The 12,714-nt window shown below is 24.1% G+C and carries 18 protein-coding genes and 3 pseudogenes; 7 read left to right on the top strand and 14 right to left on the bottom strand.

Going from position 1 to position 12,714, the window contains the following annotated elements:
- Nucleotides 1–3: 3 nt before the first annotated feature.
- From AACK78_RS02145 to AACK78_RS02100, 11 genes and pseudogenes are all read right to left on the bottom strand, one after another.
- A complete protein-coding gene (locus AACK78_RS02145; RefSeq protein WP_338956082.1) occupies nt 4–429 on the bottom strand; it encodes a hypothetical protein in 426 nt (141 codons plus the stop codon).
- 79 nt (nt 430–508) lie between these two features.
- A complete protein-coding gene (locus AACK78_RS02140) occupies nt 509–1,069 on the bottom strand; it encodes a transcription antitermination factor NusB (protein ID WP_338956080.1) in 561 nt (186 codons plus the stop codon).
- A complete protein-coding gene (locus AACK78_RS02135; RefSeq protein WP_338956078.1) occupies nt 1,026–1,307 on the bottom strand; it encodes a transcription antitermination factor NusB in 282 nt (93 codons plus the stop codon). Before AACK78_RS02135 ends, AACK78_RS02140 begins: the two co-directional genes overlap by 44 nt.
- Nucleotides 1,308–1,328: 21 nt before the next feature.
- The gene (gmk, locus tag AACK78_RS02130) at nt 1,329–1,904 is read right to left on the bottom strand and encodes a guanylate kinase (protein ID WP_338956076.1); all 576 of its coding nucleotides are present in this window, start codon (nt 1,902–1,904) and stop codon (nt 1,329–1,331) included.
- Between the two features lies 1 nt (nt 1,905).
- Entirely contained in the window at nt 1,906–2,469 is a 564-nt protein-coding gene (locus tag AACK78_RS02125; RefSeq protein WP_338956074.1) for an RsmD family RNA methyltransferase, read from the bottom strand.
- Nucleotides 2,470–2,546: 77 nt separating this feature from the next.
- Nucleotides 2,547–3,143 (bottom strand): DDE-type integrase/transposase/recombinase, encoded by a 597-nt coding sequence (locus AACK78_RS02120; RefSeq protein ID WP_338954985.1) that lies wholly within the window; start codon nt 3,141–3,143, stop codon nt 2,547–2,549.
- A 21-nt stretch (nt 3,144–3,164) separates the two neighbouring features.
- Nucleotides 3,165–3,230: pseudogene (locus tag AACK78_RS07360) on the bottom strand (hypothetical protein); the annotation flags it as partial.
- 173 nt (nt 3,231–3,403) lie between these two features.
- Nucleotides 3,404–3,667, bottom strand: a complete 264-nt coding sequence (locus AACK78_RS02115; protein ID WP_338954581.1) for a hypothetical protein — start codon at nt 3,665–3,667, stop codon at nt 3,404–3,406.
- Between the two features lie 174 nt (nt 3,668–3,841).
- On the bottom strand, nt 3,842–4,762 hold the full coding sequence (locus tag AACK78_RS02110) for a hypothetical protein (RefSeq protein ID WP_338956072.1): 921 nt from the start codon (nt 4,760–4,762) through the stop codon (nt 3,842–3,844).
- A gap of 336 nt (nt 4,763–5,098) precedes the next feature.
- A complete protein-coding gene (locus AACK78_RS02105) occupies nt 5,099–5,674 on the bottom strand; it encodes a nucleoside 2-deoxyribosyltransferase (protein ID WP_338956071.1) in 576 nt (191 codons plus the stop codon).
- 14 nt (nt 5,675–5,688) lie between these two features.
- Complete coding sequence (locus AACK78_RS02100) at nt 5,689–5,844, bottom strand: hypothetical protein (protein ID WP_338956069.1); 156 nt, start codon at nt 5,842–5,844, stop codon at nt 5,689–5,691.
- Nucleotides 5,845–6,245: 401 nt separating this feature from the next.
- On the opposite strand from AACK78_RS02100, the gene AACK78_RS02095 reads away from it, so the two are divergent.
- From AACK78_RS02095 to AACK78_RS02085, 4 genes and pseudogenes are all read left to right on the top strand, one after another.
- Nucleotides 6,246–7,547, top strand: coding sequence for a hypothetical protein (locus tag AACK78_RS02095; RefSeq protein ID WP_338956067.1), 1,302 nt, complete (start codon nt 6,246–6,248; stop codon nt 7,545–7,547).
- Nucleotides 7,548–7,757: 210 nt separating this feature from the next.
- Nucleotides 7,758–8,021 (top strand): hypothetical protein, encoded by a 264-nt coding sequence (locus AACK78_RS02090; protein ID WP_338956065.1) that lies wholly within the window; start codon nt 7,758–7,760, stop codon nt 8,019–8,021.
- A pseudogene (locus AACK78_RS07355) lies at nt 7,988–8,260 on the top strand (hypothetical protein); the annotation flags it as partial. The gene AACK78_RS02090 and the pseudogene AACK78_RS07355, both read left to right, overlap by 34 nt.
- Nucleotides 8,261–8,281: 21 nt before the next feature.
- The gene (locus tag AACK78_RS02085) at nt 8,282–8,878 is read left to right on the top strand and encodes a DDE-type integrase/transposase/recombinase (protein WP_338954985.1); all 597 of its coding nucleotides are present in this window, start codon (nt 8,282–8,284) and stop codon (nt 8,876–8,878) included.
- Nucleotides 8,879–8,897: 19 nt separating this feature from the next.
- On the opposite strand, the gene AACK78_RS02080 is transcribed toward AACK78_RS02085, so the two are convergent.
- The 3 genes from AACK78_RS02080 to AACK78_RS02070 all read right to left on the bottom strand — a co-directional run bounded on the left by AACK78_RS02080 (nt 8,898) and on the right by AACK78_RS02070 (nt 11,391).
- Entirely contained in the window at nt 8,898–9,047 is a 150-nt protein-coding gene (locus AACK78_RS02080) for a hypothetical protein (RefSeq protein ID WP_338956063.1), read from the bottom strand.
- A 159-nt stretch (nt 9,048–9,206) separates the two neighbouring features.
- The gene (locus AACK78_RS02075; protein WP_338956061.1) at nt 9,207–10,121 is read right to left on the bottom strand and encodes an ATP-binding protein; all 915 of its coding nucleotides are present in this window, start codon (nt 10,119–10,121) and stop codon (nt 9,207–9,209) included.
- Nucleotides 10,122–10,146: 25 nt separating this feature from the next.
- Nucleotides 10,147–11,391 (bottom strand): DnaD domain protein, encoded by a 1,245-nt coding sequence (locus tag AACK78_RS02070; RefSeq protein WP_338956059.1) that lies wholly within the window; start codon nt 11,389–11,391, stop codon nt 10,147–10,149.
- Between the two features lie 398 nt (nt 11,392–11,789).
- On the opposite strand from AACK78_RS02070, the gene AACK78_RS02065 reads away from it, so the two are divergent.
- The 3 genes and pseudogenes from AACK78_RS02065 to AACK78_RS02060 all read left to right on the top strand — a co-directional run bounded on the left by AACK78_RS02065 (nt 11,790) and on the right by AACK78_RS02060 (nt 12,636).
- Nucleotides 11,790–11,951: a hypothetical protein gene (locus tag AACK78_RS02065; RefSeq protein ID WP_338954708.1), complete on the top strand. Its 162-nt coding sequence runs from the start codon at nt 11,790–11,792 to the stop codon at nt 11,949–11,951.
- A 67-nt stretch (nt 11,952–12,018) separates the two neighbouring features.
- Nucleotides 12,019–12,291, top strand: a pseudogene (locus tag AACK78_RS07350) (hypothetical protein); the annotation flags it as partial.
- Nucleotides 12,292–12,312: 21 nt separating this feature from the next.
- Complete coding sequence (locus AACK78_RS02060; RefSeq protein WP_338956057.1) at nt 12,313–12,636, top strand: hypothetical protein; 324 nt, start codon at nt 12,313–12,315, stop codon at nt 12,634–12,636.
- The last annotated feature ends 78 nt before the right edge of the window (nt 12,637–12,714 follow it).

Raw genomic sequence — 12,714 nt, 5'->3', positions numbered from 1 at the left:
TATTTATATATATTTTACATATTTTTTATAATTACTTATCTTTTTTCTAATTTTACAATAATAGAATCCATCAGTGTTATTTTCATAACTAAAAATTTGTTCGGTGGCAATAATTTCTAAATCATCATACTTTGCTAAAAAATTGCGGATCTGAACCGTATTCTCATATCCACCAAAAGTACAAGTTGAATAAACCAAGATTCCCCCTGGTTTTAATAATTCGTAAGCTTTTTCTAATAATTGTTCTTGAATTTCAACTAAATTGGCTAATTTTTGGTTAGTAAAAGTATGATATTTAATTTCCGGCTTACGCTTAATTACGCTTAACCCACTACAGGGGGGGGCATCACACAGAATTTTATCATATTGAATTTCGGTCTTAATTTCTCTGGCATCTAATAAATGCGGATAAATATTAGTAATTCCCAATCGCTAGGCATTTATTTTAATTAAATTAATTTTTTTCACTAATATCATATGCATGAATAATCCCCTTATTGTTCATTAATTAACTTAAATGGGTTGTTTTACCACCAGGTGCACTGCACATATCTAACACACGATCAATCTCGTGCGGATCTAACACTTCTGCAATCTGCATACTCATTTCATCTTGGATAAAAATTAAACCTTTCTGAAACATTTCTGAATTAATAACTGGTTTATCAGCAATAACACCAACTGGTGATACCAAACTCTTTGTTAATTTATGATTTGGATATTTTGTTAGCAATTTATCCTGACTAATTTTTAGCGTATTAACGCGAAATGAAAGTTTTGGAATTGTCAAACTATCAACCATTACTTGCCGCGCAATATCTTCACTATATTCATTACGAAGAATTAAATATAATGCTGATGGAAAACTATATTTAATACTTAATTTTTTCATTTCATCAGAAACTTTAATTTCAAAAATACTATCTTTACTTTCAAAAATTTTCTTTAAAGTAGCATTAATAAAACCAGCACATTTTGAATTAACCGTTTTCCCAATATTAACTGCTTCATTAATAATTGCATAATTAGGAATTCGATCTAAAACTGAAATTGATAAATACTCATTCATAACAGAACTTATAGTTTTTGATTTGTTTTATTTTATTAGCATTAATAAATTGATTAGCAATATATTCTAAATATAATTTATTTTTTAATGTTCCATACACAATTCGATAAATTAAAGTTTTATCTTGGTCACTAAAGTTATCATTTTTTTCAATTATATTTGATAATAATTGATTACTAAGCTTATTTTTTCCAAAGATTTTTCATAGAATATTCCAGGCTAATTCTTTTGCTTGCATTTCTTATTTCTTTATTCAAACTTATGACCGTTTAGCAATTTCTTGCTCTAAAATTGCTTTAATTTCTGTAACTGCTTGTTCAACTGTATTATTTACAACAACATAATTGTAATTACTTTGTAAGGGAAGTTCATCCGCTGCTTTTGCTAAACGTGCTTGTAGAACTTCCTCTGGCTCACTTTTTCGCCCACGGATGCGGTTTTCTAATTCTTCTAAACTCGGTGGAATTAAAAATATTGAAGCGGCATCTGTGACTTTTTCTAATACTTGCGTTGCCCCTTGTATTTCAATTTCTAATAAAACATTTTTTCCAACATTAATTTGATCAAAACAATATGATTTTGGCGTTCCATAATAATTCCCAACAAAATCAGCATATTCTAATAGCTCATCATTTTTAATTGCCGCTTCAAATGTTGGCCGGTCAGCAAAAAAATAATTTACCCCTTCAACTTCATCTTGCCTTTTTTCTCTTGTTGTCATTGAAACTGAATAAGCCAAATTTAATTCTTGATATTTAAAAAGTTCTTGGCATATTGTTCCTTTTCCGACTCCTGATGGGCCAGAAAAAATAATTAAAAAACCCTTTTTCTGCACATTAATTTTCTCCTTTTTCTAACCTTAAAATATACAAATACTTTTTACGATATGTTTTGCAACGTAATATAACTAAATTAAATTGATCAAATGATAACGCTTGATTTGATTCACAAACTATTACTCCATAATTATCGATAATATTGTTATTCAACATTACAGTAATAATATCATAATAATATTGAATTTGCTTAAAAGGTGGGTCTAAAAATAAAATATCAATTAGTATTTTATTTTGAATCATTCAATTTAGTAAAAGTTGATAATCATAACTCAGTAGTTTTGCATTGTCAACTTTTAATTTATTTAAATTAGTTTCAATAATTTTATAAGCCCCTTGATTAAAATCATTAAAATAACACAGTTGTAATCCCCGTGATAATCCTTCAATTCCTAATTGTCCACTACCCGCAAAAATATCTAACCCAATCTTATTTTCATAAACAAAATAATTATCTAAAATATTAAACATATCTTTTTTAATACGTCCTGCCATTGGCCGGGTATTCATTCCCTCCAATGTTTTAATTTGATAACCCTTATATTTTCCACTAATTACACGCATTTTCTTGTCCCTTTTCTTTATTTTGGATTGGTAACCCCTAGACTGCAACCCTGTTTAGTAAGTATTAATAAAAAGGTTTACAAACTTTCATTTATTATATATTTTTCTTTTTGGTTTGAATATCATTTATTTCATTTTTTAACATCATTAATATATTCATTATGAGATTTATAATTTTTATTATGGATTGTTCCTTTTTTAAGTAATGAATGAAAACTTTCAATAATAATGTTGTCTGCACAATGATAATTTTTACCCATTGAAATTATAATTTTGTTATCTAAACATTTACTATTATAATCTTTAGATGTATATTGATATCCGTGATCTGAATGAATTATTGTTTTATTTAGATCTTTTTTTATTTTTTTAATTTTATTAATTGCATCATTTAAATTATCAATTACAAGTTTGTTATTATTAAATTTTGATCATTTTACATCAATAATTTCTTTAGTATATCCATCAAGTATTGTTGATTGATAATGTTTTTTACCATTTCAAATTAAATAAGTTACATCAGTAAATAAAATTGAAAATCTTTCTTTAATATCATTAAAATTACGATTTACTAAATCAGGATATTTAATTATATTTTTATTTCTATTTTGTTTTATTAATATTTTTCTACGCATACGCTTTACATATTCAGCTTGAATATTATTTTCTTTCATAATTCGCAATACTTTCTTAGCATTATAAACAATGCCATAATCTTCTTTTAAATATTTGGTAATTCGACGATAACCAAATTGTTTTAAATTTTCTTCATAGACTTTTACAATATTTTTTAATGATTCGCTATCCTTACCATTACTTGAATAATTTTTATATTTATCTCAATAACTACGCTTTAAATCTGTTATATCAAGTAATAAATTTAGTGGATATTTATTAATGTTTTCTTTGATAAAAGATACAATTTTTCTTTTATTTAATTGTAAAAGTCATGAAGCTTTTTTAGTAATTCATACCTAACTTTGTAATAGTTTAAATCTCTTTTTTCAAATGATTCTTTTGGACCTTTATTGGTGTTTAAAATTCCTTTCTTAAAATTTTCATACCATGAAGCAACAGTTTTTTTATTAATTTGATATTTTTTTGCAATAAAACTTATACTATTATTTTTAACCTCTTGTACTATTATTTTTCGAAAATATGCTGTATATTTATTAAATTTTTGTCCTTTTCTTGCCATATAAAAATGCACCTCCTCTAAAGTTTAGCAAAGACTTTTTTTCTTTACTTACTTTTTTGGGTGCAGTCTAAAGTTTAGCAAAGACTTTTTTTCTTTACTTACTTTTTTGGGTGCAGTCTAAAAATAGTTAACTTTTTATTATTTGGTATTTACAATTTACACGCCATAACATTTTTAAAATCACGGTTCAAATGGTAATTCAAAACCAAATCAACTATTAATTAAATCGTGCACTGCTTCTAAATTAAAATATAACATTACAATAATTATAATTGCTAAAACTAAAAAGACTAACATCACAATCAAGACTATTGCTCAAACAGGTAATTTTAGTTTGCTTGTTTCTTCTTCATATTGAAATGGCATTTTAGTGGAATCCATTTTTCCCAAAACATTACTATTGTTATTAAAAACATCCGGTGGGGCAAAATCAGGAACAGAACTAAAACTTGGCGCAGCATTAAAATCTGGCGTTGAACCAAATTTTGAAGTTCCTTGTCCAAAATCTGAATTTGATCCAAAATTATTTCCACCACCAAAATTATCATCAAAATCACCATTAAGTGGTTGTTGTTGCATTAAATCAGGATTCATAAAAGCAAAATGATGACCATTATCTTGCATTTGGTGTTTTCCAGATTCTTGACCAGGAGCATATTGTTGCATTCCTTGTTGTCCTACTTCTGCTCCAACCATTGATGGATAAGTTAACATCCCTGGATATTGTGACATTTGTGGATAACCCATCATCATTGGATACGGAAACATTTGTGGATAACCCATCATCATTGGATTGCCCATCATTGGCATCACAATTGGTTGATAAATAATTGGTTGATAAATTGGTTTATTATGTTGCGGTTTCATTGCTGTGCTATTAATTCCTAATTTTTGTGAAATATAAGAAGAATTAAACGGCGGATTAGCTTCAGTTTGAAATTCATTTAGATTACCAGGAACTTTAATCGGGTCAGTTAATGGAGTTACCGCTGGATTTTGGTTTGCAAAATTATTATTTCCGAATTCATTTGGATTACCAAACGAATTAAAATTATTTTCGTTCCCTCCATTAAAATTTGGTTCATTATTGTTCATGTGATACCTCCATCTAACTCAATATACCCTCTGTCCAATTTGTTTATAAATGGATTATATCATATATTTGGTTAAAATTAAAGTAAACTATTGTCATAATTCTTGGAAAAGAATATAGTTATTTTTTATTTTTTAGCTTGAAAATACACTCGATCCTTTTCATCAATTGTATACTGTAAAACTAAATCATAAAAAGTTAATAAAATTAAACCAATGTAAATTGTAAATGCCAAATCATAAAAAGTTAACTATTAATTTAGTTAACTTTTTATGATTTGGCATTTACAATTTACAAAACCCCAAACTTTTTCGTAATTCGGATAAATTATTTTAAATTTAACAATCAAAACCATTATATAACTTATCTTCTTTAAAAATATCCTTAATATCATATTTTTCTCGATAATCAGCGATTTCTCCCATTTCAATTGCCTTAATTGCTTCACATGCCATCTTATGTGAGACACATAACGTAATTTGCGGAATATCACCACTATTTAATGGTTCAAAATATAATGCACCAGTGATCATTTCATTTAAACCAAAACCTGGGCATTCTCCTTTTAAAATTCCCTGTTGTAAACGAAAATCAGAAATCACTGGAAATAAATATTTCTTCTTATTATGCAAGCCTTGCTCAACCATTAAACCAAATTCCATATGTGTTCCTGAATCTCATCCATCTAATTCAAAAATAACATAATCAGCATCCGTTAATTCTGCATAATCTAATTCAAAAATTGCTTTATTTGTTGGACGAACTGTTTGATTTGTTTCAAAATCAACAGGATTACTAATCACAAAATCTGGAAACATTTCGCGTAACAAATCACCTTCTTGTTTTCTTGTATTTCATTGGGCCTCAGTAAACATACTGCCCGCATTATAAATTACTTTTCTATTATCTTTCATATTATTTTTCTCCTTTATTGATTAACTATTGTTTCAAATGTTTTAAGTTTTTCCAAATCAAGACCTTTACTATTAACATCTCCGGTAATAAAATCCCCAACGGCGATTAAATCATATCCTAACCTTGTTGCCTCTTCATAATTTGTTAAATTAATTCCTCCCGACGCCATATATTTTTATGTGGTGTATACTGTAAAACTAAATCATAAAAAGTTAATAAAATTATAACAAATTAAAAATAAAAAACAATAATTACAAAAAATATTAAATTAAAAATAAAAAACAATAATTACAAAAAATATTAAATTAAAAATAAAAAACAATAATTACAAAAAATATTAAATTAAAAATATTAAATTGAAAACAATATTTTTAATTTAATATTTTTTGTAATTATTGTTTTTTATTTTTAATTTAATATTTTTTGTAATTATTGTTTTTTATTTTTAATTTAATATTTTTTGTAATTATTGTTTTTTATTTTTAATTTGTTATAATTTTATTAACTTTTTATGATTTAGTTTTACAGTATACACCACATAAAAATAAAAGAAAAAGAGGGTCAATTGTAATGAAAAAAATTTTAAGTATTTTAAGTACAGCTGCTTTAATGTGTACAGGAATAAGCAATGTTATTGCTTGTGAACCTAATAAACAAAAGGAAAAAAAAGTAATTTCAAATAAGAATAAGAACAAACCTATTATTGTTAATAAACGAATAAATTATATAAATCAAGGAAAAAATGAAAAAAATGTTATTAAAAAAATTAAAAGAAGTGTTAATTTTGAAAAAGAATTTAATTTTTATAAAAAATCTCAAAAATCAATAATTAACTTTGATAAGATAAAAAGTAAGATTATTTCATTTTTTAATGATAATTATGATAATAATTATTTTATAGTAGATAACGGATTATATCTCTTAAGAAAAAAAGAAAATAAAATAATAAAAATTAATAATATTAATAGTTCAAATATTTGATATATAGATTTTGATTCAAAAAATAATATGTATTTTGCTATGTATAGTGTTTTGCTTGGTTCTGATGGTGGAGAAGTATATGTATTAAAAAATGGTGAAACTACTGCACAAAAAATTAATGGAATAAATGAACGTATTTTTAATATTACCATTGATAACAAAAACAATGTTTATTTTGATTCAAGTAACGGTTTATATATTTTAAAAAATGGTGAAACAACTGTCTTTTTATGTGAATCTCTTAAAAAATATGGTTTTTATAAAAAAACACTAGGGTTTGATAATTATAATAATTTATATTTTTCAACTTTGAATAGTACATATATTTTAAAAAGTAATGTAGATATACCATCTAAAATAAATAATTTAACTAGTGATGTTATTTCTTTTGCTGTTTATGAAAATAACAATATTTATTTTGGGACAAATAATGGTCCTTTTGTGTTAAAACAAGGGAAAACAACAGTTACAAAAATAAATGAAATAAAATTTTTAAATAAAAATGATAAAGTAAATTATTTTTTATTTGATAAAAAATATATTTATATTGGTTGTTTATATCAAACTTATATTTTAGATTATAATTACAAAATTATAAAACTACTTCCTAATTCACATTGTTATAGCTATGACAATAATGGCAAAATTTATTTTGGATCTGGTAGAGGAATATATAAGTTTAATCCAAATACAATGAAATACCAAAAAATAAAAATTAATAAAAATAATAATTTATATGATAGTGATGCTGAAATTATGTATATTTATTATAATAATAATAATGATAGTATTTATTTTAAAGAATATACACGACAAAGCATTAATTTTTATAAAATTAATAATAATGATATTTCAGAAAAAATAGAAAATTTTAATAAATTATTTTTTTAGTTAAAGGATTGTAAATTGTAAATATCAAATCATAAAAAGTTAACTATTAATTTAGTTAACTTTTTTAAGTTAATTTTTAAGTTAATTATAGGGGGTTGAAATTTATAGACTGCACCCTGTTTAGTAAGTATTAATAAAAAGTTTGTAAACCTTTTTATTAATACTTACTAAACAGGGTGCAGTCTACTTTTAAAGGAGGTGCATTTTTATATGGCAAGAAAAGGACAAAAATTTAATAAATATACAGCATATTTTCGAAAAATGATAGTACAAGAGATTAAAAATAATAGTATAAGTTTTATTGCAAAAAAATATCAAATTAATAAAAAAACTATTGCTTCATGGTATGAAAATTTTAAGAAAGGAATTTTAAACACCAATAAAGGTCCAAAAGAATCATTTGAAAAAAGAGATTTAAACTATTACAAAGTTAGGTATGAATTACTAAAAAATCTTCATGACTTTTACAATTAAATAAAAGAAAAATTGTATCTTTTATCAAAGAAAACATTAATAAATATCCACTAAATTTATTACTTGATATAATAGATTTAAAGCGTAGTTATTGAGATAAATATAAAAATTATTCAAGTAATGGTAAGGATAGCGAATCATTAAAAAATATTGTAAAAGTCTATGAAGAAAATTTAAAACAATTTGGTTATCGTCGAATTACCAAATATTTAAAAGAAGATTATGGCATTGTTTATAATGCTAAGAAAGTATTGCGAATTATGAAAGAAAATAATATTCAAGCTGAATATGTAAAGCGTATGCGTAGAAAAATATTAATAAAACAAAATAGAAATAAAAATATAATTAAATATCCTGATTTAGTAAATCGTAATTTTAATGATATTAAAGAAAGATTTTCAATTTTATTTACTGATGTAACTTATTTAATTTGAAATGGTAAAAAACATTATCAATCAACAATACTTGATGGATATACTAAAGAAATTATTGATGTAAAATGATCAAAATTTAATAATAACAAACTTGTAATTGATAATTTAAATGATGCAATTAATAAAATTAAAAAAATAAAAAAAGATTTAAATAAAACAATAATTCATTCAGATCACGGATATCAATATACATCTAAAGATTACAATAGTAAATGTTTAGATAACAAAATTATAATTTCAATGGGTAAAAATTATCATTGTGCAGACAACATTATTATTGAAAGTTTTCATTCATTACTTAAAAAAGGAACAATCCATAATAAAAATTATAAATCTCATAATGAATATATTAATGATGTTAAAAAATGAAATAAATGATATTCAAACCAAAAAGAAAAATATATAATAAATGAAAGTTTGTAAACCTTTTTATTAATACTTACTAAACAGGGTTGCAGTCTATATCTTGATTTGGATTTTCCTCATCGTCATCATCAATAATATGTTTTACTTGTGATGTACAACTCGCAAGTTCAAAACTACTCCCCAATCCCAAAACAAAAACACTAAAAAGCGTTAGTAATTTTTTCATTAAATTGTCACCTTCCTTTTGTGATGTAAGCATAATTATACTGAAAAAAACATCCTGGTGCTTTTAACAACTTAATTGCTTACAAAGACATTTTGTCGAAAATTATTTGTTATAACAAATTTTTGATAAAAACCGAAAATACAATCCAGTTAAGCTTACTTAAACTACTAATTTTTCAACATAATCATCATCACTTCTGCGGCTATGCCCTAATAATTCTAACTCTGTTGCTAACCCTCGAATACGATCAACAATTCGTAAGGCTTTTACCTTATTAATTTCCTTATCACTAATTTCATTTTTAACATTTGCATAAATTGTTGTCAAAGCTGTCGTGGTGAAATTTGATGAAAAAAAAGTTGGTAATTGCCGACTAATGCGGTCATTTAAAATTCGAAATAATAAATCATCTCGCACCCATGAGGAAACTGACTCTCCACCAATGTCATCTAAAAATAAAACATCTGCTCCTAATAATGTTTCCACCAATGATGATTCACTATTAAAAATACTAAATGACTCTTTTACACGGTTAATTAAATTAATTACGGAAATAAAAGCAACTTTACGATTATTATTTGCTAAAACATTAGCTAATCGAATTAATAAATAAGTTTTTCCAACCCCCGGATGGCCATGAATATACAGGCACTTTTTTCGCTGCCCTTTGACAAATTTAACCATTTCGTCAATAATAAAATGCATATTATTAAAATTCTTATCTTTTTTAATATCATCATTTAATCGTAATTTTAATAGTTCATCACTAAAGTCATAATAAAGATAATTACTTTTAACCTTATTTTTTTCTTTAATAGCGCTGGTATGTTCGCATTCAATTCGTGTTAAAAATAAATTATCATTTTCTTTTTTAAAATAATATTTGTAGCCTTGAAATTGTTGTTGGCATAATGATAAAGGCGAATTTTTTTCACATTGATGATAGTTAACTATATATTCCTGAAAGAGTGCACTAAACTGCTGATAATTATTAACATCAAAGGCAATTTGTTGTAAATTAAATATTAACTCTGCATTATTTTGAATTTGTTTTAACAAACTTAGTTTTGCCATACCCCATCTCTCTTTCATTTTTCTATTATAAGTTTTTTAAATCATCTAATAATTGCGTTAGATTAACTTTCTTAACTTCTTGTTCCTGACGTTTTTGTTCATAAATTTTATTATATTCCAATTCCGCCAAATTTTGTTTAGCCACTTTTTCTTTTCATTGATATGTTTTTGTCTTAATAACATCCTTGGTAATTTTACTTTTTTGTGTTTTTGCATAAGCCCCACGTAAATGTTCCATTGCTTTATCAACAGTATTAATTTGTAATTGATACAAAGTATTAGCTATTTTTTCGCAATACTTTCTTTCAATTCGACGAGAATTTTTAAATCAAACATATTCAATTAAACAATTAAGAACCCCAGGTGTTAACGAATAATCAATAATTAAATCGCGAATTAATTCAATTTCAATTGGCGTTGGTCTACTATTTTCTCGTAATAATGTTAAATATTCAATTGGATCAATGGAAACCATTTCATTAATTTTTGCTTCTAACATACTACTTGGTTTAATCACATTTTCCTCATTAATAATTAAGTTTAATTGCTCCCTATTAAGTTTTTTTTTCAAAACTGTTTTTTGATAAAAATCAGATAATAAATTTTGAAATGTTTCATAATTAAAAATGCGATTATTAGCTGTTAACTCAATACTTTTGTAAATAAAAATAGCAAGATTATTTGTCAAAACATTATAATAATTTGCTAATTGAATAATTTTTTCGCTATATGGTAAGTATAATTTATGATTAGCATTTTTCGATGCTAAATATTTATCAATGTAAACAAAATCAAATGTCATTGTTTTATTCGCTAATTGTTCAGATAAATCATTGCTACTTTTATTTTCTGGTTGATCATTGTTAATAAATTTTGTTTTAATCATTGCAAAAGATTTTTCCCCGACAATATCTAATAAATAATTTCGTAAAATTTTATTTTCAAAAAAAGAAATCGCAGAAATTGGTAATTGCGGTTTTAAAATAAAGTGTTTCCCTTTTTTGTGCTTTGCAATTTTTAATAAGCCAATAGTTTCTAATTTACTTTTTGCTGTTAAAAATTCATCATATGATATTTGTAATAATGTTAAAAGATTTTCTAAATGATATTTCGTATTTAATTTCAAGATAAAATCTTGTGCTGTCAAAGCAATATATAACATATGCGCTTTATCACCAATAATTGGGCGATATAAACATAAAAATAACATACGTTCATCGTCTGACAATTGATACTCTTGTTTAATTAAATAAGTTGCTTCCTTTTCCATCATTTTCCGTCCTTTGCTTAATCATTAATAATATTACAACGAACAAAGAAGAAGTAAATATATTTTATTAAAATAGTATTATTAATTGACTTATCCACATTCTTTTTTTAATAAAATAGTTATTATTATTAAGTTTTTAAAACTTTTACACATATAAACAAATTTTAACTACTATATGGATAGGTTACAATAAGTTGGACCATATTTATGTGGACTTTCAAATAAAATATAATTATGAAGAAAGTGGGAATATAAAAATGGGAAGAAATTTATATACCGATGAATTTAAAAAACAAATTATTTTACTTTATCAAAATGGTAAAAAACCTAGACTGCACCCAAAAAAGTAAGTAAAGAAAAAAAGTCTTTGCTAAACTTTAAAGGAGGTGCATTTTTATATGGCAAGAAAAGGACAAAAATTTAATAAATATACAGCATATTTTCGAAAAATGATAGTACACGAGGTTAAAAATAATAGTATAAGTTTTATTGCAAAAAAATATCAAATTAATAAAAAACTGTTGCTTCATGGTATGAAAATTTTAAGAAAGGAATTTTAAACACCAATAAAGGTCCAAAAGAATCATTTGAAAAAAGAGATTTAAACTATTACAAAGTTAGGTATGAATTACTAAAAAAGCTTCATGACTTTTACAATTAAATAAAAGAAAAATTGTATCTTTTATCAAAGAAAATATTAATAAATATCCACTAAATTTATTACTTGATATAACAGATTTAAAGCGTAGTTATTGAGATAAATATAAAAATTATTCAAGTAATGGTAAGGATAGCGAATCATTAAAAAATATTGTAAAAGTCTATGAAGAAAATTTAAAACAATTTGATTATCGTCGAATTACCAAATATTTAAAAGAAGATTATGGCATTGTTTATAATGCTAAGAAAGTATTGCGAATTATGAAAGAAAATAATATTCAAGCTGAATATGTAAAGCGTATGCGTAGAAAAATATTAATAAAACAAAATAGAAATAAAAATATAATTAAATATCCTGATTTAGTAAATCGTAATTTTAATGATATTAAAGAAAGATTTTCAATTTTATTTACTGATGTAACTTATTTAATTTGAAATGGTAAAAAACATTATCAATCAACAATACTTGATGGATATACTAAAGAAATTATTGATGTAAAATGATCAAAATTTAATAATAACAAACTTGTACTTGATAATTTAAATGATGCAATTAATAAAATTAAAAAAATAAAAAAGATTTAAATAAAATAATAATTCATTCAGATCACGGATATCAATATACATCTAAAGATTACAATAGTAAATGTTTAGATAACAAAA

Origin of the sequence: Spiroplasma endosymbiont of Polydrusus cervinus (assembly GCF_964019755.1) — a bacterium.
Lineage (GTDB): Bacteria > Bacillota_I > Bacilli_A > Mycoplasmatales > Mycoplasmataceae > Spiroplasma.
The sequence above is the reverse complement of the archived record's forward strand: the minus strand, read 5'-3'. Positions and strand labels throughout refer to the sequence as shown.